Annotated in this window: 24 protein-coding genes and 1 pseudogene; 9 read left to right on the forward strand and 16 right to left on the reverse strand. The window is 41.1% G+C overall.

Annotated elements, in window-relative coordinates:
- Both comGB and comGA read right to left on the reverse strand, forming a co-directional pair.
- Nucleotides 1-1,056, reverse strand: a complete 1,056-nt coding sequence (gene comGB / locus D4T97_RS13115) for a competence type IV pilus assembly protein ComGB (RefSeq protein WP_126051197.1) — start codon at nucleotides 1,054-1,056, stop codon at nucleotides 1-3.
- Complete coding sequence (gene comGA, locus D4T97_RS13120; protein WP_126051198.1) at nucleotides 1,016-2,089, reverse strand: competence type IV pilus ATPase ComGA; 1,074 nt, start codon at nucleotides 2,087-2,089, stop codon at nucleotides 1,016-1,018. The genes comGB and comGA overlap by 41 nt, the downstream gene beginning before the upstream one ends.
- Nucleotides 2,090-2,325: 236 nt before the next feature.
- On the opposite strand from comGA, the gene D4T97_RS13125 reads away from it, so the two are divergent.
- Nucleotides 2,326-2,571 carry a DUF2626 domain-containing protein gene (locus D4T97_RS13125; protein WP_126051199.1) on the forward strand — a complete coding sequence of 82 codons (246 nt, stop codon included), beginning with the start codon at nucleotides 2,326-2,328 and terminating at the stop codon, nucleotides 2,569-2,571.
- A 486-nt stretch (nucleotides 2,572-3,057) separates the two neighbouring features.
- Here D4T97_RS13125 and D4T97_RS13130 read toward each other — a convergent pair whose 3' ends face one another.
- Nucleotides 3,058-3,681, reverse strand: coding sequence for an MBL fold metallo-hydrolase (locus D4T97_RS13130; protein ID WP_126051200.1), 624 nt, complete (start codon nucleotides 3,679-3,681; stop codon nucleotides 3,058-3,060).
- A 234-nt stretch (nucleotides 3,682-3,915) separates the two neighbouring features.
- On the opposite strand from D4T97_RS13130, the gene D4T97_RS13135 reads away from it, so the two are divergent.
- Entirely contained in the window at nucleotides 3,916-4,083 is a 168-nt protein-coding gene (locus tag D4T97_RS13135) for a DUF2759 family protein (protein ID WP_126051201.1), read from the forward strand.
- Between the two features lie 351 nt (nucleotides 4,084-4,434).
- On the opposite strand, the gene D4T97_RS13140 is transcribed toward D4T97_RS13135, so the two are convergent.
- The 3 genes from D4T97_RS13140 to D4T97_RS13150 all read right to left on the reverse strand — a co-directional run bounded on the left by D4T97_RS13140 (nucleotide 4,435) and on the right by D4T97_RS13150 (nucleotide 8,388).
- Nucleotides 4,435-6,324 (reverse strand): LTA synthase family protein, encoded by a 1,890-nt coding sequence (locus D4T97_RS13140; protein WP_126051202.1) that lies wholly within the window; start codon nucleotides 6,322-6,324, stop codon nucleotides 4,435-4,437.
- A 324-nt stretch (nucleotides 6,325-6,648) separates the two neighbouring features.
- Nucleotides 6,649-6,858: a YqgQ family protein gene (locus D4T97_RS13145; protein ID WP_126051203.1), complete on the reverse strand. Its 210-nt coding sequence runs from the start codon at nucleotides 6,856-6,858 to the stop codon at nucleotides 6,649-6,651.
- An 18-nt stretch (nucleotides 6,859-6,876) separates the two neighbouring features.
- Nucleotides 6,877-8,388, reverse strand: coding sequence for a rhomboid family protein (locus D4T97_RS13150; RefSeq protein ID WP_126051204.1), 1,512 nt, complete (start codon nucleotides 8,386-8,388; stop codon nucleotides 6,877-6,879).
- An 83-nt stretch (nucleotides 8,389-8,471) separates the two neighbouring features.
- Here D4T97_RS13150 and D4T97_RS13155 point away from each other — a divergent pair.
- Nucleotides 8,472-8,631 (forward strand): annotated as a pseudogene (locus tag D4T97_RS13155) (IS3 family transposase); the annotation flags it as partial.
- A 45-nt stretch (nucleotides 8,632-8,676) separates the two neighbouring features.
- On the opposite strand, the gene D4T97_RS13160 reads toward D4T97_RS13155, so the two are convergent.
- The 3 genes from D4T97_RS13160 to rpmG form a co-directional block, all read right to left on the reverse strand.
- On the reverse strand, nucleotides 8,677-8,856 hold the full coding sequence (locus tag D4T97_RS13160) for a hypothetical protein (protein WP_126051206.1): 180 nt from the start codon (nucleotides 8,854-8,856) through the stop codon (nucleotides 8,677-8,679).
- A gap of 50 nt (nucleotides 8,857-8,906) precedes the next feature.
- On the reverse strand, nucleotides 8,907-9,479 hold the full coding sequence (locus D4T97_RS13165) for a 5-formyltetrahydrofolate cyclo-ligase (RefSeq protein ID WP_235872247.1): 573 nt from the start codon (nucleotides 9,477-9,479) through the stop codon (nucleotides 8,907-8,909).
- Nucleotides 9,480-9,599: 120 nt separating this feature from the next.
- Nucleotides 9,600-9,749 carry a 50S ribosomal protein L33 gene (gene rpmG / locus D4T97_RS13170; RefSeq protein ID WP_018705928.1) on the reverse strand — a complete coding sequence of 50 codons (150 nt, stop codon included), beginning with the start codon at nucleotides 9,747-9,749 and terminating at the stop codon, nucleotides 9,600-9,602.
- Nucleotides 9,750-9,966: 217 nt separating this feature from the next.
- Between rpmG and D4T97_RS13175 the strand changes: the two genes are divergently transcribed.
- Nucleotides 9,967-10,350: a hypothetical protein gene (locus D4T97_RS13175; RefSeq protein WP_126051208.1), complete on the forward strand. Its 384-nt coding sequence runs from the start codon at nucleotides 9,967-9,969 to the stop codon at nucleotides 10,348-10,350.
- Nucleotides 10,351-10,812, forward strand: a complete 462-nt coding sequence (locus D4T97_RS13180; protein ID WP_126051209.1) for an endolytic transglycosylase MltG — start codon at nucleotides 10,351-10,353, stop codon at nucleotides 10,810-10,812.
- Between the two features lie 76 nt (nucleotides 10,813-10,888).
- Here the strand turns inward: D4T97_RS13180 and D4T97_RS13185 are convergent, their stop codons facing one another.
- From D4T97_RS13185 to D4T97_RS13200, 4 genes are all read right to left on the reverse strand, one after another.
- Nucleotides 10,889-13,000: a peptidoglycan D,D-transpeptidase FtsI family protein gene (locus tag D4T97_RS13185; protein ID WP_126051210.1), complete on the reverse strand. Its 2,112-nt coding sequence runs from the start codon at nucleotides 12,998-13,000 to the stop codon at nucleotides 10,889-10,891.
- A 68-nt stretch (nucleotides 13,001-13,068) separates the two neighbouring features.
- Nucleotides 13,069-14,283, reverse strand: a complete 1,215-nt coding sequence (locus D4T97_RS13190; protein ID WP_126051211.1) for an MFS transporter — start codon at nucleotides 14,281-14,283, stop codon at nucleotides 13,069-13,071.
- Nucleotides 14,284-14,721: 438 nt separating this feature from the next.
- Complete coding sequence (gene sodA, locus D4T97_RS13195; protein WP_126051212.1) at nucleotides 14,722-15,330, reverse strand: superoxide dismutase SodA; 609 nt, start codon at nucleotides 15,328-15,330, stop codon at nucleotides 14,722-14,724.
- Between the two features lie 103 nt (nucleotides 15,331-15,433).
- A complete protein-coding gene (locus D4T97_RS13200) occupies nucleotides 15,434-15,919 on the reverse strand; it encodes a DUF456 domain-containing protein (protein WP_126051213.1) in 486 nt (161 codons plus the stop codon).
- Between the two features lie 131 nt (nucleotides 15,920-16,050).
- Here D4T97_RS13200 and D4T97_RS13205 point away from each other — a divergent pair, with 131 nt between their 5' ends.
- The 3 genes from D4T97_RS13205 to ispG all read left to right on the forward strand — a co-directional run bounded on the left by D4T97_RS13205 (nucleotide 16,051) and on the right by ispG (nucleotide 18,228).
- Nucleotides 16,051-16,593: a DUF1189 family protein gene (locus D4T97_RS13205; protein WP_126051214.1), complete on the forward strand. Its 543-nt coding sequence runs from the start codon at nucleotides 16,051-16,053 to the stop codon at nucleotides 16,591-16,593.
- A gap of 67 nt (nucleotides 16,594-16,660) precedes the next feature.
- Complete coding sequence (locus D4T97_RS13210; protein WP_126051215.1) at nucleotides 16,661-17,005, forward strand: hypothetical protein; 345 nt, start codon at nucleotides 16,661-16,663, stop codon at nucleotides 17,003-17,005.
- A 125-nt stretch (nucleotides 17,006-17,130) separates the two neighbouring features.
- On the forward strand, nucleotides 17,131-18,228 hold the full coding sequence (gene ispG / locus D4T97_RS13215) for a flavodoxin-dependent (E)-4-hydroxy-3-methylbut-2-enyl-diphosphate synthase (protein WP_206435574.1): 1,098 nt from the start codon (nucleotides 17,131-17,133) through the stop codon (nucleotides 18,226-18,228).
- 39 nt (nucleotides 18,229-18,267) lie between these two features.
- On the opposite strand, the gene D4T97_RS13220 is transcribed toward ispG, so the two are convergent.
- On the reverse strand, nucleotides 18,268-18,591 hold the full coding sequence (locus D4T97_RS13220) for a DUF4190 domain-containing protein (RefSeq protein ID WP_126051217.1): 324 nt from the start codon (nucleotides 18,589-18,591) through the stop codon (nucleotides 18,268-18,270).
- 143 nt (nucleotides 18,592-18,734) lie between these two features.
- Here D4T97_RS13220 and D4T97_RS13225 point away from each other — a divergent pair, with 143 nt between their 5' ends.
- Entirely contained in the window at nucleotides 18,735-19,322 is a 588-nt protein-coding gene (locus tag D4T97_RS13225; protein WP_126051218.1) for a 5' nucleotidase, NT5C type, read from the forward strand.
- On the opposite strand, the gene D4T97_RS13230 is transcribed toward D4T97_RS13225, so the two are convergent.
- Both D4T97_RS13230 and D4T97_RS13235 read right to left on the reverse strand, forming a co-directional pair.
- Complete coding sequence (locus tag D4T97_RS13230; protein ID WP_126051219.1) at nucleotides 19,319-19,747, reverse strand: Fur family transcriptional regulator; 429 nt, start codon at nucleotides 19,745-19,747, stop codon at nucleotides 19,319-19,321. The genes D4T97_RS13225 and D4T97_RS13230 overlap by 4 nt on opposite strands.
- A gap of 9 nt (nucleotides 19,748-19,756) precedes the next feature.
- Nucleotides 19,757-20,608, reverse strand: a complete 852-nt coding sequence (locus D4T97_RS13235) for a metal ABC transporter permease (protein ID WP_126051318.1) — start codon at nucleotides 20,606-20,608, stop codon at nucleotides 19,757-19,759.
- Nucleotides 20,609-20,695 lie beyond the last annotated feature (87 nt).

Below are 20,695 nucleotides of genomic sequence, written 5' to 3' on the forward strand. Positions count from 1 at the left end.
TCAAATTGAGTCGATCACTTGGAACATCGGAAGAAAAATCGATAAGTAGATAGCTATGACGACTAAGCCGATCAATGCAAAAACTGCAGGCTGGACCACCAACAATGCCTTCATTATTTTTTCTTCCATCCTTTGGAGACAAAATTGACTATAAAACATCAATTCATCTTCAAGCTTTCCGTTTTTTTCACCGTGGGCAACAATAACCATAAGCTCCTCTTCCACAAATCCAAGGTGTGAAATCGCTTCGGAAAATGAATATCCAAACTTCAGCATTTCTCCTATCTCAACTGCAGACTCCTTTAATAATGGGTGAAAATCCTGCCTTCTCATGATGTGAATGATTTCGTTGATGGAAAAACCGCTTTTTAATAAAAAACTCCATTCTCTCGCTAGGAAAATTGTTTGATATAGCTTGTAATAAGATTGTAGGCCTGGAAATCGTGAAAGAAACACAGCCTTTTCCATAGCCGACTTTTTGAATAAACCTTTTGTGAAAACAATGCTGGTCGGAAGAATTAAAAGAATAACAAGCATTGAATATAGCGGAAAAGTCTGGATGATTTGAAGAAACAGCTTGAGAATGAAGTTAGGTTGGTAATCCATGGAGTCGTAGAACATTTGAAATCGTGGTAAAAGAAGAGTTTGAAGAAGAAAGCTTACGATGATTAAAATCACTACTAAAATTATTGGATATTGCAATAAGCGAATTAATTTTTTACGCTGGTCATCCTTTCGAAGAAGATACTCTCCTGATTCTTTCATAGCGGTGATGAGGAAGCCGTGCTTTTCTGCAAAATAAAGCTGTGTACATGTCTGATGATCAAAACCCTCCATGTAAAATACTTCGTAAATGGGCTGACCGGTCTTCAGTAAAGTTGCCATTGACTGAAACATTCCCAGTCGTTTTACATTAGTGCGCCCTAGAAAATCAAGCGATTCCCCCAATGTAAAACCTTTATCAAGCATTTCACTGATCCGGGTCAGATACAGCCCTTGATCTTTCCAAGGCAGCTTAATCTCCTTCATGAAAAATCCAACGGCGATATTCTTCATCGGCGATATATCCAAGCGCAATCCCCTTTCTGATTAATCTCCTTAGTGAATATGCGTGATCAAAAAGCCTGGATCCTGCTGACTTCCTTGCCATTTGAATGACTCGTTCCAACCTTCGCCCCTCAAGTATTTCAAAAATGGCTGCCCGTTTAATCAGGCTTCCATTGCAGTACTTTGAACAGCTCGTACCGCAAAAAGGACAAAGTAAAGAGACAAGTCTCTGGGCTGTAACGCCAATCAGGGTTTGTTCGATTTCCAAAGGCATGATACCGAATTCCAACAGTCGATAAACTGCTCCTTCTCCATTTTTTGTATGCATACTTGTTAGCACAAGATGCCCTGTCATCGCTGCCCGTACAGCAATTTCTGCTGTTTCTGCATCACGGATCTCTCCCACAAAAATCATGTCCGGGTCATGGCGCAAAATAGCTTTTAACCCCGTTTCATATGTGATGCCTGCTTTTTCATTCACTTGCATTTGTATAAAACGATCACTCTGCCTCTCCACAGGATCCTCCAAAGTGATAATATTGAGATTCAATTGAGATGCACAGTATTCTGCAAGTGAATAAATCGTCGACGACTTGCCTGAGCCTGTAGGCCCTGTAAAAATGATCATTCCATGCGAATGGGACATCAAAGAGGTAAGCTTTGCCATACTTTTTGGAAAAAGGGCCATGGTTTCTAGTGAAAAAGAATTGTTTTGCGGAAAGATGCGGATGACCAGGCTTTCTTTGGAGAGGGTGGATGGCAAGGTGGAGATTCTAAGGGCAACGAACGTGTTTTGGCAATATGTCTGCCATGAACCGCTTTGGGGCTTTCTCTTTTCCCCGATATCCATCGAGGCCATGAACTTTAGATGAGATATGAGTCTTTCTCCTGCAATAGGCGGAAGGTTCTTGTGGTGGGTAAGCTGTCCGTTAAGGCGGAACTTGATGTGGTAATCATGACGGCGCGGAGTGATATGAACGTCAGATGCATTCAGCTGTACCGCCTGGGTAATGAGCAAATCAGCTGTCCTCTCAATTGTCATTTATCATACAATACCTCCTTTTTTCTTCTTGATAATACGTATTCGACAATGTTTGGCATTTTCCTGCTAAAAATAATAAATATTTTAAATCTGTTAAAAAGGGGTATGATAATCATTAATCATTAGTTTTATCACGCATTCGACACAATCGAGCCTGCGAATATATTTACATTTTTGTTGCTTTTCCTTTATAATAAGAAATTGATGGATTACATGCTGCAAAGGAGGGAATCTTTATGGATCGCATGTACAGAGTAATGGGTTTTTGGACTGCAATTTTTACTGTTATGTTTTACCTTGGAGGAATGGATAAGACTGCTTTACTCTTTCTCGGTCAAACAGGATTCTTTGTACTGCTTGGCTATATGAACCTGACAGAACGTATGTATATGTATGTGTTTGGCGCATACCTGACTGTATTCTTTGCTGGTTTTACATACTACACCATGTTCATCATGCCGCCTGGCGGCGGATTGTCGTAACAAACGCAGAAGCGCTTTGATTAGCCCCGACAAGCACAAACTGATTCCCCGAGGAGGCAGCTATTAAGCCACCACAAGGAAGCGGCTTGTGGCCTCGAGGAGCTAGGCGCTGAGCTGGACGAATAATATCTTATTTAAAGTCGTCCACAAGTTGGGAAATCAATAATTTCATCAACAACAAGAAAGCTTCCGGAGTTCCGGAAGCTTTTTTGTTGTTGTTCTATTAGATAACACCTGTAATTACCCCTTCAGGCAGTCCATGAGACTTCCTCGCGCACGCTTACGGGCCATTGACAGCTTTCCTGCGGGATCAACCTGGACACGCCTTTACCCTTTCTGGACGCGGGTTTGAGTCTCTCTGAACGCTTCGGTCTTTTCATAGGCTAGACGTCGCCCTCCGCCTTTTTTATAGGAGCCGGTGTCTTCTACTACAAACAGCAAAACTTGTTTTTAACAAAAATAAATAAGATATTCAGCGCCTTGTTTTTAAAGATACGGATTACTTGTCTTTTCCTTTTCCACCGAGGTTGAAAATCCATGGCCCGGCAGGACTGTTGTTTGATCCGGCAAACTCAAAAGTTTGTTATGGATGCTGTCAATCAATGTAGCATGATCTCCACCCAACAAATCCGTTCTGCCGATACCACCATTAAAAAGGGCGTCCCCTGAAAATACAGTTTCTATTTCTTTTATATAATAGGAGACACTTCCTGGAGAATGTCCGGGTGTCTCAAGCACTTCCATTGTAAATGGCCCTATCTCCAAAGCGCCCTCCTTTTCCAGATGATGATCTGCAGGCTGCCCTGAAACAGGCTCCATTGGATGGCGAGCAGATCCGTTTAAGGAAGGATCCGTAAGCCACTCTTTCTCGTTTTCATGTATGTATACAGGGATGCCCCAGTGACTGCGAACATTCTCGACTGCTCCGATATGATCATAATGCGCATGGGTGAGGCAGATTGCCAAAGGCTTCAGTCCTTCCTGCTCCATATATTGTATCAAGTCTTCTCCTTGTGCTCCTGGGTCGATAACGATGCACTGCTTATCCTCGTTGAAAAGTAGGTAACAATTTGTTTGCAGCGGTCCCAAGGGAATTTGTTTCCAGTTCATATGCATACTCCTTTCACGTTTTCTTTCTCAAGTTTACCATTAATCCGCAAATGGTAGTTAAGGAAACATATACGGTTAAAAGGATCCAACCGGGGTATCCTATAGATAAGTCAAAGAAGTGTCACTTTTGAAACTCGACAAACACGATAAAAAGCTATAAAATATGGGGGAGCCGTATTTTTCATACATAGTTTAATTAATTCCTTAATATTTTCGGAAGGGAGATCTTAATAAATGGGAACAGCAATTATATTTGCCTTAGTAGCAATCCTTGCCATTTTTGCATTCATCGGCGCGTTAAAAAACAGAAATGTACTAGCATTGGTTTTCACATTCGGAACGGTAGCGGTATTTGGTTTCTTCTCAATCATGACCATAATAAAATCAGGCTTTCCTCAATAACACAAAAAGCAGAAACAATTCGGTTTCTGCTTTTTTTATTTTCCAGAAAAAGTGCAATCCCCTTGCTTAGCACTGGCAAACCAGTCATTTCTCGAAGTGGCAGTTCGGAAGCCACCGGGTAAGCTGCTGGTTCAATCCCTTCATGTAAAACTTCTTTGATTCTTTATTGTGCAACTTTGCGACGAGCTGAGCAATCCTTTTTCGAATCACCTGTGGCAAAGGAGCATCTTCTTCTTAAATAGCTTTCTTGACCGCTTGTAACCTCTCTGGACTGGCATAGCTTTATGGTGAAGTTATACAATAGCTTAAATTTTTCTAAACAAAAAATAAAGCTCCCTTTAATGGGAGCTCCTATTCCTGATTTTCCACTCTATATTCAGAAGATTCATAAAACCTCAGTAAATCACCATATATGATTTTATCCGAGTAAGCAAGCTCAGCACGTGCTTTTTCCTTATACTGGTCACAGTAAGAGGCCTCTGTCGGTTCTTCAGTCTCTTTTGAATAACATGTATTATCAGCATAAACATAATCTTTTGTAACAAAGCGCCCGTCCCGGAAAACTGCAAAATCACGATGGTCATTTGAAAATAAGTCTTCTCCAAAATGGATGGCTTGCTTTGTATCGACTCCCAACAGATGCAATATCGTCGGTTTCAGGTCAATCTGTCCACCCACCTTGGATATGACTTTCCCTTTCCCATGATCTGTCACCCCAGGGATATGGACAATCAAAGGAACCCGCTGGAGCTGTGCGCTAACAAATGGAGTTACTTCTTTACCCAAATATTGCGCCATCGCTTCATTATGGTTTTCCGATATCCCGTAGTGATCTCCGTACATGACAATGATGGAATTGTCATATAATCCTTCATCCTTCAGTTTTTGAATAAACTGTTTTACAGCTTCGTCCATATACCTGACAGTCTGGAAGTAACGATTCAATGTACCGCTCTTCGAATCATATTCGTCAATGAAGATATCTTCTTCGTCCAGCCTGAAAGGATGGTGGTTTGTCAACGTGATCATTTTCGTATAAAAAGGCTTCGGCATTTCTTTCATCAGATCTACTGACTGTTCAAAGAATGGGATATCCTTCATACCCCAACCGACAGAAATGTCAGGGGTGATTTCGTAGTCAGAAGCAGAATAAAAGTAATCATAACCAATGGCCTTATACATGATGTCCCGGTTCCAAAAACTTTTGTTATTGGCGTGCATGGCGGATGTAAAATATCCCCGTTCGCCTAAATTTTGGGCAAGAGAATTCAGCTCATTGCCTGAGTGTGTAAAGAAAACTGCTCCTCGGCTCAGCGGATACAAAGAGTTTTCAATCAAAAATTCGGAATCCGATGTTTTCCCTTGGCCAGTCTGATGGTAAAACTGGTCAAAGTAATAACTGTCATTAATGAACTCATTTAAGAACGGAGTTACCTCTTCGCCGTATACATCGTTATTGATGACAAAACTCTGGAGTGATTCAAGTGTAACAACAATCAAGTTCCTGTCTTCGGCAATGCCAAACATATTTTTGTCCGGCTTGACATAATTGGCCCTTACATAGTTATCAATATCCACCAATTCGCTGCCGTCAGCCATTGCCCGCTGTGCGGATGATTTTGACTGCAGGAAAATATCATATAAATGGTAATTATACGTTCCAAGATTCTTCACAAGCATTTCCCTGTCAAATGTTCTTGTCAGCAACTGTGGACGCTCGGTTTCTGCCAGACCTATATTTAAAAATAGCAGAGCTGCCGCAACAAGGAAATAAGCCCGGCGCTTCACTTTTTTCATTGGTGTAAACACCTGAAAATTCCGCTTGTATCTAATGAAAACAAGCAATAGAATGACATCGATAAAGTAAACAATGTCGTAAAGATGGATTTCCGTCAGCGCACTGTCCCCCAGGTCGGCAAAATTGCTCGTCTGGAATAGGACCGGCAATGTGATGAAGTCGGTGAAAAACCGATAAAACGCCACATTCGCATATAGGATGAAACCTAATATAAAGCTCGTGATGATGACATACCGATTTCTATTTTTCTCTGAATTAAAAAATAGCGCAATCCCGAAAGCAAATAACAGAAAGCTTAAAGGATTGATGAACAATATAAGTTCCTGCATGACATTTTCAATTTTAATGTTGAAGCTTGTTTTATAAACGATGTATGTCTTGAGCCAAAGCATGACAGCCGCTAAAACCGGTAGAGAAATCTTTTCAATCTTAAGCCTGTTCAATGCCCTACCTCCCGATTGCTATCTGGTTCTTTTTTGCCATTTTTTTGAAATACCATGACAGCACTAAGCAATATCATAATATGTTTCTTGTAAAAAATCAAATACGGCGTACGTTGGGACGAACATCCCATACATAGAGACAGCGTATGCTCTATCCCCTTAGATTAGACGAAATAAACTTTGAAAAGGTTTCGCTTTATTTCCATTTTAAGTGCCTTTTTTGTGAATTACATGGTGGACAAACTTATTTGAAAAGCAGTGTGTGTCGAATTGAAATAGGCGTAATTTCATCAAAAACAAAGAATGGAGGAAATTCCCCTTCCTTCATTCTTTGTTTTGATCTTTTTGTATTCGACTTCTCTCCGCTCTAAGTATCAAGATGGATTGTGTAAAATCCTCCCTTAAAATCAACTTTGCTGAATACAGTTCCCTGATCTCCTCTTCCATCAGCTCCAAGTCAGAAAGCCTGTCGCCAATATAAACATAAATGCCGAATTTTTTTAACAATTGTTGTACATCGTAAACGGAGTTCATTACATCACCTTAATGCTATTATTCTATTTTCTTTAAAAAATCCCGGTATTTTTGTTGGTCCGCTAATTTTTCTGCTTTTGAAGCATGTTCTTTCGCTTTTTCGATATTGCCTTGTTCATAATAAATTATCGCCAAATTGAAATGCGCTTCGTGAAACTTTGGTTCCAATTCAACTGACTTTTCCAAGTGTAACCTTGCATCATCATATTTTTGAAGTTGAATTTCCGCATATGCAAGTTGAAAAAAGCTGACAGCATCTCCTTTTCCTTCATCCACAAAGCTTGAGAGTGTTTCGTAGGCCGCTTGAATTTCTCCATTTTCTATCTGCTTCTGGGCTTTGGCATTCACTGCATCGGGGCGGTCATTGTGATAACCAATATTCAGCATGTAATAGACCGCTACTGCCGCTGCCAATAAGAAGATAAATTGCCTTCCCCATTTTCTTTTACCAGGCAAGTGCACAATACCCGTGGCAAGAAAGCCCCCAATGAGTCCACCTATATGACCCGCATTATCAATGCCGGACACAGTGAACCCAAAGATCAGGTTGATAATGATCACAACTATGACATTCATTCCGATTGTCCTGAAGAAAAGCCTGGGATTAACGACACCCATATATAAAAGTGCACCAAAGCATCCGAATATGGCTCCGCTTGCTCCCGCCGATAAATTACTTGTAAATACAAAGCTGGCTACTGAACCTGCAAAGCCCGAAAATAAGTAGATCCATAAAAAACGTAAGCGTCCAAAAATTTTCTCAACAGCAGAGCCCAAATAATAAAGTGCCAAAGTATTCATCATTAAATGTAATAGTCCAATGTGCAGGAAGATGGGAGTAAAAAAACGCCACCACTCACCAGTCAATATGAGCGGATTATATTTAGCCCCGTATTTAACGAGTGTCTCTACATTCGTGCTGCCTCCATTACTTTCGAGGATAAAAAACATCAGAAGCTGAGCAGCAACGAAAAAATAAGTAAAAAAAGGTTTTCCATTTTCGAACAGCTCTCTCTCTTCTCTTTCCCGGCTATTCGCTTTTTGAAGGGCAGCTTCTTTTAACCCTTGTATGAGAGCTTCGTCATATGGATTTTGAGGTTGGAATTGAAAAGACCTATTAAAGATCACGGCTATTTGCTGAAAGGAATCCTCCAATAAGCCGTTTGCCATCAGCAAGGTTTTTACCTGTGTTTTGCCGCCTTGAACATCATAGGGCTGTTGAATGACATATTCATAATCGTCCACAGGTGGATATTTTGACACATAAATATTAAGCACGGTGAATTCTTTTTTCAAAAATTGCTTTCGAATTTCTTCGGCCCTTGTGCCAGTTTGCTGTATATCCCGTTTCAACCAATTCGCCCAGTCGATATCTTCGGCAAAAATCCGAATCAGATTAACACTTTTATTGCGAACAGTTTCAATCCAAATCTCATTTTCTTCCTGATCCATGTGAACAAGCCTGTAATCCAGATCTATTATAAAATAATTGGCCAACTTCCAAAATAAATATTGCTCACGTTCCGTCAAAATTTTCCTTCCCCGCTTTCCCGGCGCAAATCGCTCTCTTTTTGTGACTCTAATATAGCGAAGTGTGGAAGTGATTGTAAAGGAAACAGGAAATGTATTATCGAAAGGTGTATCAATCATTTATAGAGCTAAAGCAAGCTGTGACTGATTATATTTTTTACTATAACAATACGGATAAAAACAAAATTGACTGGCATGAGCCCGGTTGAATACCGTCTTCATACCAGCCAACCAGCTGCTTAATATTGAAGTCTAACTTTTGGGGTTCAGTACACTTTGAGGTCTTTCTTAACTCCGAAATGCTCTGCTGAGAAGGCGGGATCTGATACCTGGCATGCCCATGGCAGCCCTTACACTCATTCTTCTAATTGAGTCATTGCCCAAAACCAGATTCAGAAGTTTGTACCGCCATTTGTAAAGCATGATTGCTGCAAGCGGAAGCACCACAGCTGAGATAAGCTTTCTCATTTTCATCTCCTCCTCCCTACTATTGTTCGATAGTGAGGAGGCTTTATACATTAATTTACATTGTTACAATCAATCAGACCTTTTTCAGTAATAATTTTTTCAACAGGTATATCATGTTCCTCAACAGGCACATGTTCAGCCAATTGCCTGGAAAATGCAAGCGATACTGTCTTGCCATGGTAATCGGTCAGGAAACGGTCATAATATCCGCCGCCAAAACCAGTGCGGTAGCCTTTTCTGCTGTATACGAGACCAGGCACAATCAATAGGTCGATCTCGTCTTTAGATATTTCTTCTGTTTGGGATTCAATCGGTTCAAAAAGCCCGAAAAATGAACTTTCCAATTGAGTAAAAGCGGATATTCTCCGGAAGGACATTCCTTTTGTTTCCGGGATACATTTTGGAACAACGATTCTTTTCCCTTGTTCCCAACCTGTGCGTATCAATTGCCAAGTATCCACTTCGGGAAAACGTGATACTGTCAAGCCAATGGTGCCACTACTTTTCCAATCATCTGTTTCAACCAGTACGTTTCCAATCAAATAAGAGAACTGTTCATATGTCATTCGATCCATTGCCTGAAGTTCGCTGCTTATGTTTTGCCTTATGGATTTTTTGTCCAAAACACCACTCCTCATTTAAAAGCGTAAACGCCCGTTGATCGTAATGAAACTACCAATTAGCTTTTACATTAAATAGAAAAAGCCAGCTCCACTTGATCAGTGTTCTGGCTCTTTTGGTCATTATTTTGTTTCACGATGCAATGTAACCCTTTTTTCTCTTGGGCAATATTTTTTAAGCTCAAGGCGGTCAGCATTATTACGTTTGTTTTTTGTTGAAATATAATTGCGATCATTGCACTCGGTGCAAGCCAATGTAATATTTACACGCATGTCTATCTATCCCTCCAAACCTCATGGCATTCTTTACTATTCTAAGGACTTTTTTATAATATCATTAATTCCGATGAAATGCCAGTCTGTATTTCCTAAAAATGTATTGATAAACTTTAAAATTGTATCAGTATTTATACGGAAACACGACTAATAGCATAGCTGAAAATTCCTGTATATGGTATAACAGATAGGTAAACTTAATTCGAGGTGAACTATGGATACCGCTATCATTATTTTATTGTCACTGTCAACGTTACTCTTTATCATCTCTATTTTTCAAAAAGATAAGACTAGTCAGCTTGAAACCGAAGTTGAAGAATTATCCATGACACTTTTGCAAGATTACCATAACATCAAAAAAAGGATCGGGTTGCTGGAGGAAGAGCTGCTTTTGGAAAAACAGATTGTCCACCCTTCGACTGGTAAGGCTAGGATTGAGGAAGATCCGCCGGCTGTACACGAAATCATAAAAAACCAAGTACTTTCATTGCATAATCAAGGTATTGATTTACAACGGATATCAAACCAGTCATCCCTCCCTTTGCATACTGTCAAAAGGATTATCGAATCAGATCCCGCTGCCAGGAGGATGATATAAATGGACAAACGGCTCACTAGGCAATTGGCTTCACTTCTCCTTGTGATAGCAATTATCCTGATCGGCATAAAAAACATTCAGCCAAAGAAAGAAGCTGTCGCAGCGCCCGAGGCAGGATTTATTGAAGTGAAGCAGTCGGATTACACAGGCCTGGAAAAGGAACGCGACCAATGGAAACAAAAATATGAAGAGCTGAAGCAAAAAGAAACAACAGGGAAAGAGAAGGACAAAACAGTCGTAAAGATCATGCATTTGTACATTAATGACGGTATGACTTCAAAAGAAGTGAGCAAGCAAATGGAAAAAGCCGAGATCATTAAAGATGCGAACGAATTCAATGATTATCTCGCTGCAAAGAATTGGCAGCAGTCCATTCAAATCGGCGATTATGAGCTTACAAGCGAAATGGAAATGCAGAAAATCGCCGAAACAATCACGGGAAATTTACCTAAGAAAGAGTAAAGCAGGCCAAAGAGCCTGCTTTATTTTCGTTCATAACTATATAATTCTATCGATGAACATGCGCTTGCGTTTCTTATTATTCTCCTTGATCCTCATTTGTTTCTTCAGAAGCTGCATCATCTTTCTTATTTTTTAAATCAAAATAAGCTTTCAGTACCCGCTTGCCAATTTCAGAATTGATGCTGTTCGGTGTTCCTCCCTTGACATACGCCGAAGGGACAATGACAGCCATTGCCACTTCCGGATTCTCGTAGGGGGCATAGGCTACAAGCGAGAGGTTCCAAACACCGGTGCCCCTGTCTACAGTTTCGGCTGTTCCCGTTTTTCCTGCCGGACGGTATGGTTCGCTGGCAAATGCTCTTCCTGTTCCGTTCGCTTCGTGGAAAACTCCCCAGAAACCGCCTTGGACCCTTTGAATCCACGAATCTTGTGCATTAATTCTATTAAGTACCTTTGGCTTTATTTCCTGGGCGAGCGGTCCAATTTCTTCTTTTTCGTTAGAAGGATCTCTAATCTCTTTTACGACATGCGGCTGCATCCGATAGCCGCCGTTGGCAATGGTCGATACGTATTGAGCCAGTTGAAGCGGTGTATAGGAGTCATACTGCCCGATGGCAAAGTCCAGTACGTTACCTCCATCGGCAAGTTCCACAGAGCCACGGAAACCGATCTGCTCCCCTGGGAGATCTATGCCTGTACGGATTCCAAGCCCGAACTGGCTGAAGTACATACGCATTTCCCTAAACGCCTTTTCTTTATCTATAATTAAAGATTGCCCTCTTCTGTATTGCCCATCCCCGACGGCAATGGCAATCTTATACATATAAACGTTTGAAGATCTCACTAAAGCTGTATGATCATTAAGATAAATATATCCACCCCTGTTAAAATGGGAGCTTTTAGGCTTTGATCCTTTTATGACAATCGGTTCGTCCAATAAAACATTTCTTCCAGGTGCAATAGCTCCACTCATATATCCTGTCAGCACAGATGCTCCTTTGACAGATGAACCTACAACATAGGATGTCGTGAAGTTTCCGGCAGCAAAATCACTGAATTTATACCTTCCTTCATCTTCATCATAAGCATATTGCTTTCCGGACATCGCCAAAATTTCTCCAGTGTATGGATCCATCAAAGTCACGAAAGCCCGATCAAGAAGCCCGGTGCCACCCCTCATTTTTGTTTTACGGAGTTCTTCTTCAATAATCTGGTCAACCGCTTCCTGCAGTTCCATGTCAATTGTCAAAATAAGGTCTTTTCCGCGCTGGCCTTCATGAAGGACTTTTGTTTCTATGACAGCACCCGAGCGGGTGATGTTCTTGATCTTCTCTTTTTGACCGCGGAGTACATCTTCATATTGAAGTTCGATATAACTTTTTCCTACCCTGTCGTTCCTGCTATAGCCCCGTGACATGTAATAATCCTGTTTCTCACTAGGTAAACCGTTACTGACACCGCCCAATATCGATCTCAAGGTTTCACCGTAGGTATACTTGCGTTCCCAGTCTGTCGTAGTGTCAACACCCGGCAGCTCTGAAAGCCTTTCGCTCACCTGCGCATATTCCTCGGTTGTAACATCTTCATTTTTTACAATTTGCTGGGTAAGAGCATATCCGCCTGTAAACTCCCTATAAATCGCAAGCACTTCCAAGTCGTCTTGGGTTAGGCTAGCCAGTTCTTCTTTCGTCACGCGGTCTCGCTGAAGCTTATAAATTTCATCATTTTTGTCTTTATACTTTTCCAATTCTGCCTTGGTGACTTTTTTCGCCGCCTCATCAGGATGAGTCATAAGCCAGTAGTCAATCTTATCTCTTTCCGTAATTTTTTCCGTGTCCTTATTAATGAGCTTAGCCAAAGCTTGGGCCGTTTCCAGCGTTTTCTCTTGGTCAAATTGGTTCGGAATGGTATACGTTATTGCCTTTTTCGGGTCATTATCAACAATAAGCCTATGTTTCCGATCGTAAATTTTTCCTCTGGGTACAGACTTGTTGACGGTAACGTCCTCAGTCCGTTCAACTTCCCGTTTTGCATCTTCACCGTACACAATCTGAATTACTCCTAGACGGAGAATCAACAGCGAAAATAACAAGAAGACAATAAAAAACAGCATGTTCATTCTAAAGGGAACATGGTTTTTTTTCTTTTCCTTAGTGTTATTCAATTTCTCCAGCCCTTTCTCCCTCATCCGTATCTTTTATTGTAAAAGAAAAAGCTTTTTTTTTCTACAGTGTGGGACAAAAAGATGATGTTTGTTCATGAAGAAAAGGTGACTTTTACTTTTTGAAGCAGTATTGCGGCAAGACCATGGCCTGTACCGATGATAAGCAATAATATGGGAATGCTTTTTTGTGCGTCAAAAAATAGGATGGCCACAATGAAAGACAAAATTGAAACTACCCGACCCGTATTCAAAAAAACTTCCTTAACGACAATATATTCAATCCTCATTTCAGCTGCCTTCCAGCTTTTCCCGATCACATCATAGGTCATTGAAAAATACGGAACGAGCATAATGGGATAAGCGATGGCAATTGCTGCCCCATATGTAAGCAGAAGCGGATAGTTCATTTTAAATACAATCAGAAAAATCGCCAGATACAGTAATAGCCCGCCTATAAGCATAGCCGGCTTTCTTTTATCATTTTTAATAAAACGCCCTGCCAGATAATAAGCGATAAACGATATTCCCGAATTGATCAGACCGAACGTTCCCAAAGCAAGTTCGCTTCCAGTTGAAATGAACACAAAGACCGAGATGATAAAAATGAATGTACCATCCCTGAATCCCTGAAAGAAATGCGCATTGGTAATATATTTCCAGTTCTGATTCTTCTTCCTTTCCCGCCATACCCTTCTAAAGCAGTACACCCCATTGGCTGGACGGCGTTTAATAAAAAAACTGATTACCACAGCAAGCGCAAACAACGCCAAAGAAATGGCAAATATGATTGTATAGCCTATATTCGAGGTAAATCTTGTAATAAGGAAGCCGGCTGATATTGGGCCGATGATCCCGCCTGCAGAAGTAAGCGTCCCAAGGAATCCGTTGAAAAAGTCTCGTGTTTCGGGCTCAGTAATTTCAAATGTCAGCACATTGAATGCGAGCCAATAAAAGCCATAGCCAATCCCAAGCAGGCTCCCTAAAATAATTAAGTAAGATTGTGCTTTTTCTCCCAGAAATAGTACGACTAAAAAAAAGAATGCCAAAAATACTACGCCGATTCGAAGTACAATCACCCTGTCAATTTTTTTCGCCCATCTTCCTGCTAATATGAAAGTCAATGGCTGAAAAAAGACAATAGCCAAATTGTAAAGGGCCAAGTCTATGTATTTTCCCGACTGCTTCCATAAATATATGTTTACAAATGTGTTCGACAAAGCGATGCTCAGTGAATACAAGCCGCCAACAAGAAGAAGCAGCCCCAAGTCCTTTGGTACTTCCACTTTTCCAAACAATTTTTTCACCATGATAGTACTCCCCTTTACACACACTATTTTTTGTGAAAGGGAATGTTTTATACTAAGAAAAGCGAAAGGCGACTGTTTATCGGCGACAAGCACAAGACGAGCGCTGAAGAAGGCGCTGTTTGCCTTCAGCAGCGATTGGCTTGTGACCTCGAGCCGATGGCGCCTGTAGCTGGACAATAGAAAAGCGGAAACGCCTTGATTAGCCCCGACAAGCATAAGACGATTCCCGAGGAGGCAGCCCTTCAGCCACCACAGGGAATTGGCTTATGACCTCGAGGGGCTAGGCGTTGAAGCTGGACAATAGGAAAAGCGAAAGGCGCCTGTAGCTAGAAAATGGAAAAGCGGATGGAGCCCGGTAGGTGCGACTGTCACCCCTGGATTTGTCAAATAAAAAAAACGAATCACCCGCATCATACAGGCAATTCGTTTTCATTAAAATTATTTTGCTTCGTTGTAAAGCTTTTGCACTTCGTTCCAGTTCACGACGTTCCAGAATGCTTTCATGTAATCCGGACGACGGTTTTGATATTTGAGGTAATACGCATGCTCCCAAACATCAAGGCCAAGAATCGGCTTTTTGCCTTCCATTACAGGGCTGTCCTGGTTAGGAGTGCTTGTGATTGCCAACTCACCGTTGTCAACGATCAGCCAAGCCCATCCAGAACCGAAACGTCCAGCTCCTGCCGCTTCGAATTGTTCCTTGAATTTATCAAAGCTGCCGAATTTGCTTTCAATGGCATCCTTCAAATCGCCGCTTGGCTCTCCTCCGCCTTGTGGAGAAAGCAATTTCCAGAACAATGAGTGGTTTGCATGGCCTCCACCATTATTGCGGACTGCTGTTCTGATTGATTCAGGAACGGAATCAAGGTCAGCAATCAATTCTTCGACTGACTTGCCTTCCAACTCGCTGTTACCAGCTACTGCGTTGTTCAGGTTTGTAACATATGTGTTATGGTGCTTTGTGTGGTGAATGTTCATTGTTTCCTTATCGATATGTGGCTCCAATGCATCATATTCGTAAGGTAATTGTGGTAATTCGTATGCCATAATAAAATTCCTCCTATGTAATTATTTGAATCATTGAACGATTCAATCGTATTCCATCATAAGATTATCAAATATTGATATCGCATTCAAATTTTATGCTTGATCATTTTAATACGAGGAATAGGAAGTAGCCCACCATAAAAAGCTGGATAACCGCTTTAGTCGCAACACTTCCAACAAACGCAAGAACAGATCCGACACCAATCTTGACAGCCTGTTTGAATGCCGTGCGATTAACCAACAACTCCCCTGCAACTGCTCCGAGGAACGGCCCGATTAAAATCCCGGCGACAGGAATAACGAATGGTCCAATAAGCAGGCCCAATGTGCTTCCCCATATTCCGGCTTTCGAACCCCCAAACTTTTTAACACCATATAGATTTACCAGATAATCTGCGGCAAAAATAAGTAACACAAACAGAATTTGAACTGTCCAAAACAGATAGTTCAGAGGTTCAAAGGTATAAAAGAAGCCATACAACAAAAAGGCGCAAACTAACAACAAAACGCTGGGAATGATCGGATACACAAGTCCCACAAATGCCAAGACAATCAAAATAATAAAAATTGACCAATATACAACTCCCATGATCTGCTCCCTCATTTCTATAAATGGATTATGTTTCTATACGACATTAAGGATATAAATAAACCTATTTTCGACTTTTTTGTCAAACTTTCTTCAAAAGCTTGAATGTATTTGATTAAGGAACCAAAATAATGAGTATACGAATGAAGGACGTGAAGGTTTTGAGAAAAATCTCTCTTATAACTATTTTCTCTAAAAGCATATACTCACCGAAAGAAATTGCAAAGTACAGGTTCCTTACTATTGGAAAGTCAATCCAATATGTGTTTATTCTTGGACTGTTTTTATCGCTGGCTGGATTTTATGATGCGATTTTTCAGCAGGATTTTACCGCAGGCTATGGACATACAGCTTCTGATACTGGAACGAAGGTCCTCTTTGCTGCCCTTGTCGTTTTGATGGCATTCATATTAAATTCTGGACTTGCATTCTTGTCAATTACGATTTTGGCGGTTATCGGTGAGCCGATAGCTAAAGCGCTTGGTAGAAAACTTCCCTATAGACAAAGCTGGAGGCTGACAGCTTGCAGTACAACATTGCCTGTTGTCTTATTCAGCCTGCTAAACCTATTTCATTTCGATCAACCATATTTCATCTTATTAGCTCTGATCATGGCCGTCGTAATTATTATAGTCAGCATTAAAGCTATCCCGAAGCCAAGAAAAAAGAGCTAATCAAGGAATAAAGCCCGTCTCGACTGCATATATTTGGGACATCTTAAATAATGAGGCGGGATATTCGTTGAAAAAAATCGCAGCTTTCCTAGCAGTCGCCGTTATCGCCTATAGTATTTATTATGACCTGACAATTGGAACATTGTCGTTGGACAAGGCCGTAACAGCTGTCTCAGAAATAAATGTTGGCACCGAACTGGAACAATCCGATAACATGCCCTATCATACAAAAACAACGAAATCCGGCGATACTGTCATTTCAATTACCGAAGAGCTGCATCAAGGTCCTTTGCCGGTTTCCATCGATCAGTTGATAGATGACTTCCAGACATTGAATAAAGGGCTAAAGCCTGATGAAATTCAAATAAATAAAGAGTATAAATTCCCCTTATACCGCCCTAGAGAGGAATAATTTAGTCTATCTGTTGTCATAAAGGCACATAAATTGATACAATAAAGGGTGGAAAACTTGTTTGATTTAAAAATAGAGACAAGCGTCTCTATATTTGATAAAGGAGAGAATGACCTTTGGGTACAATCATACATCGATCCAAAACACGCCCGGTAAAAGTGGGAAATCTGACGATTGGCGGCAGCAATGAAGTTATCATCCAAAGCATGACAACGACAAAAACACATGATGTGGATGCGACAGTAAAAGAAATTGCACGCCTAGAAGAAGCTGGCTGCCAAATCGTAAGGGTAGCCTGCCCTGATGAAAGAGCAGCGAATGCTATTTCCGAAATCAAAAAAAGAATCAACATCCCTCTTGTTGTTGATATCCATTTCGATTACCGCCTTGCCTTAAAAGCGATTGAAGGCGGAGCGGATAAAATACGTATCAACCCGGGGAACATCGGAAAAAGAGAAAGAGTTGAAGCTGTTGTTAAAGCAGCGAAAGCAAAAGGCATTCCGATTCGCATCGGAGTAAATGCCGGAAGCCTGGAAAGAGAAATATTGAATAAATATGGATATCCAACTGCAGATGGCATGGTCGAAAGTGCGCTTCATCATATAAAAATCCTTGAGGATCTCGATTTTCATGATATTATCGTTTCTTTAAAAGCTTCCGATGTCAATCTTGCCATCGAGGCATATGAAAAAGCGGCGAAAGCCTTTGATTATCCGCTTCATTTGGGAATTACAGAAAGCGGGACTTTATTCGCTGGTACAGTCAAAAGCGCCGCCGGCCTTGGCGCTATTTTAAGCAGGGGCATTGGCAGCACGCTTAGAATTTCATTAAGTGCTGACCCTGTTGAAGAGGTAAAAGTCGCCAGGGAATTGCTGAAGGATTTCGGACTGATTTCCAACGCAGCTACACTCGTTTCTTGTCCAACATGTGGAAGAATCGAAATCGATTTGATCAGTATTGCCAACGAAGTGGAAGAATATATTCAAAAGATCAAAGCTCCCCTTAAAATATCCGTCCTTGGCTGTGCCGTTAATGGACCGGGTGAGGCAAAGGAAGCTGATATCGGAATCGCAGGTGCACGTGGAGAAGGCCTGCTCTTCAAAAAAGGAAAAACAGTCCGTAAAGTTCCAGAGGAAACGATGGTCGAAGAATTGAAAAAAGAAATTGACATTATGGCTGAGGAATACTTTAAAAAACAAGAAGCTGAAAAGCAAAATGTGTAATGTAAAAGCACGGTCCCCTCGACCGTGCTTTTAATACGTTTAAATAAAAGGAACTATAAGGAAGCGCCACCCTAGGGATAACAAAGCGACGGAAAGCGCCCATCCGCCAATTGTATGAGCGCCCCGGGCGATCGCAATAACCGAAAACACAGCCCCTGCAATCCCCATCAGGCCAGGCATAAAAAATAGTGACAGTATGGCCATGGCAAGAGCGGTATATCCCAATATATTTGATCGTCCAATTCCATCATCTGCCGCTTTTTCCCAAAAAATATCCGGAGTTATTTCAGCCGCTGTTTCTTCGATTAAACTCCGTTCATCAAATTTTTTAAAACTGTTTACATCATCTTGTTGCTGTTCCATCACATTTCCTCCCTGCTTAACGGTCAAGCATGATTAGTTTGCTCATACGTCTGCTTTTCATCCGTTATCCGATGGGAAGGAATGTGTTACAATGAATAATACAAGTGTTTTTCTCATCAATATAGCAAAAAGGAGTCAATTGTATGCAGAGAAGGTTCGGTATTGATATTGATGGAACTGTTACATGTCCAACGTCCCTTGTACCATTCATCAATGAATCGTTTAATTTAAACATCACCTTGGACGATCTGACTGAATATGAACTGAACAGATGCCTCGATATTCCCGAGGAAGCTTTATATCAATGGTTCGTTGAGACTGAACCTAAAATATATGCACAATCCCCGATTGCAAGCGGGGCGCAGAAAGTGTTAAAAAAGTGGGTTAATGAGCACGAGCTTTATTTTATCAGTGCAAGAGGAAATGCATTGCTTGACGTAACGGAAACATGGTTCCAACAGCACAATCTTGACTATCATCATATTGAGTTGATCGGAACCCATGATAAAGTTTCTACTGCCAAGAAGCACGAAGTTGATTTATTTTTTGAGGACAAGCATGATAATGCAGTTGCTATTTCAGAAGAGCTTAGCATTCCGGTCATATTGTTTGATACCCCGTATAACCGAAAGCCCTCTCCAAAAGATGTCATCAGGGTATACAGTTGGCAGGAGGCCGAGCAATGGGTGAAGAACATGTTCGGGAGGAATAAAATAAAAAAAGAAGCCTAGCTTACGGCTTCTTTTTTACATTTCGGACATTTTCCATATATTTCAAATTTATGGTCAGCTACGTCATATCCCTGCAAATCTTCTGTGACATATGCCATTGGACAGGCATCAATCGCTTTTGAACGGCCGCATTTCAAGCAAATGAAGTGATGATGATGCCCCTCATGCTTCCCGCATGTATAACGGAAATGCTTCTCTCCGGCAAGATCTGTGGCTTCAAGGATTCCCAACTCCAAAAACAAAGACAGGTTCCTGTATATCGTATCAAAGCTTACCCTTGGATAATTTTCCTGCATCAGTTCCAAAATTTCTTTTGCTGTCAAATATTTATTATTGGCAGAAAATATGTCCAGCATCGATTCTCGTTTATCCGTCAGCTTATATCCGCTTTCTTTTACCATTTGTATCGCTTCAGCAATATGCATGATATCACCTCAATGAAATTTCAGCTGCAGTTTATGATAAATGCGTTTATATAAGATAGCCCCTAGCAAAATGGCAATGGAAATGACAACAATTGTCCCTCCTGGTGCTAAATCGAGATAATAAGCGCTGATCAGTCCCCCGATCACTGCCGTTTCGCCGAAGATGATTGAGATAAAAATAGTCTTTTTAAAGCCGCTTGCCACTCTCATCCCTGCAGCAACAGGCAATGTCATTAAAGCCGAAACAAGAAGAATCCCGACAATCCGCATGGACGCGGCAATAACCAGGGCAATCATGATGATAAAAATTAAATGGATTACCTTTGATGGGATGCCGGATGCTTTGGCATGCTCTTCATCAAATGAAAGCAAAAATAGTTCTTTATATAGAAATATGACGATACCGAAGACACATACACTGATCCCGGCAATCACCCATAAATCAGTGCGGGTAACTGCACTGACGCTCCCAAACAGATAATTCAGCAGTTCTGTATTGAATCCATCCGCTAGCGAAATAAAAATGACACCGATACCGATTCCGCCGGATAAGATGATTGGAATGGCCAACTCCTGATAATGTGAATAAACAGTCCGAAGACGTTCAATCAGTATGGATCCGATCACAGAAAATCCCATTCCGAAAAAAAGTGGATTAAGTCCGGCAAACAAGGCAGATGTTTTACTTAAAAAAAGACTTGCTGCTATTCCGGACAACGTGACATGGCTCAAAGCATCCGCAATGAGGGACAGCCTTCGAACCACCAAAAAAGTGCCGAGCAATGGTGCTATCAAGCCGATCAAAAGCCCGGTGATAAATGTATTTTGTAAAAATTCATATTGAAAAATCGCTGTGATCAAATCAAACATCCACCCTTTATAAACTAGGAACCATGTTGGTCAATATCTTGGCATCAACATCAACACTTCTTCCATATGTTCCTGCCA

The sequence above is a fragment of the Siminovitchia acidinfaciens genome (assembly GCF_003605385.1).
GTDB lineage: Bacteria > Bacillota > Bacilli > Bacillales > Bacillaceae_C > Siminovitchia > Siminovitchia acidinfaciens.

Bases quoted from the DNA above. Each gene is read 5' to 3' on its own strand.
- D4T97_RS13220 (WP_126051217.1), bottom strand. From the start codon at position 18,591: ATGGAACAGCAACAAGATGATGTAAACAGTTTTAAAAAATTTGATGAA.
- D4T97_RS13175 (WP_126051208.1), top strand. From the start codon at position 9,967: ATGGATACCGCTATCATTATTTTATTGTCACTGTCAACGTTACTCTTT.
- sodA (WP_126051212.1), bottom strand. From the start codon at position 15,330: ATGGCATACGAATTACCACAATTACCTTACGAATATGATGCATTGGAG.
- D4T97_RS13180 (WP_126051209.1), top strand. From the start codon at position 10,351: ATGGACAAACGGCTCACTAGGCAATTGGCTTCACTTCTCCTTGTGATA.
- D4T97_RS13145 (WP_126051203.1), bottom strand. From the start codon at position 6,858: ATGAACTCCGTTTACGATGTACAACAATTGTTAAAAAAATTCGGCATT.
- rpmG (WP_018705928.1), bottom strand. From the start codon at position 9,749: ATGCGTGTAAATATTACATTGGCTTGCACCGAGTGCAATGATCGCAAT.
- D4T97_RS13205 (WP_126051214.1), top strand. From the start codon at position 16,051: ATGAGTATACGAATGAAGGACGTGAAGGTTTTGAGAAAAATCTCTCTT.
- D4T97_RS13190 (WP_126051211.1), bottom strand. From the start codon at position 14,283: ATGGTGAAAAAATTGTTTGGAAAAGTGGAAGTACCAAAGGACTTGGGG.
- D4T97_RS13200 (WP_126051213.1), bottom strand. From the start codon at position 15,919: ATGGGAGTTGTATATTGGTCAATTTTTATTATTTTGATTGTCTTGGCA.
- D4T97_RS13130 (WP_126051200.1), bottom strand. From the start codon at position 3,681: ATGAACTGGAAACAAATTCCCTTGGGACCGCTGCAAACAAATTGTTAC.
- comGA (WP_126051198.1), bottom strand. From the start codon at position 2,089: ATGACAATTGAGAGGACAGCTGATTTGCTCATTACCCAGGCGGTACAG.
- comGB (WP_126051197.1), bottom strand. From the start codon at position 1,056: ATGAAGAATATCGCCGTTGGATTTTTCATGAAGGAGATTAAGCTGCCT.
- D4T97_RS13125 (WP_126051199.1), top strand. From the start codon at position 2,326: ATGGATCGCATGTACAGAGTAATGGGTTTTTGGACTGCAATTTTTACT.
- D4T97_RS13135 (WP_126051201.1), top strand. From the start codon at position 3,916: ATGGGAACAGCAATTATATTTGCCTTAGTAGCAATCCTTGCCATTTTT.
- D4T97_RS13160 (WP_126051206.1), bottom strand. From the start codon at position 8,856: ATGAGAAAGCTTATCTCAGCTGTGGTGCTTCCGCTTGCAGCAATCATG.
- D4T97_RS13230 (WP_126051219.1), bottom strand. From the start codon at position 19,747: ATGCATATTGCTGAAGCGATACAAATGGTAAAAGAAAGCGGATATAAG.
- D4T97_RS13185 (WP_126051210.1), bottom strand. From the start codon at position 13,000: ATGAGGGAGAAAGGGCTGGAGAAATTGAATAACACTAAGGAAAAGAAA.
- D4T97_RS13225 (WP_126051218.1), top strand. From the start codon at position 18,735: ATGCAGAGAAGGTTCGGTATTGATATTGATGGAACTGTTACATGTCCA.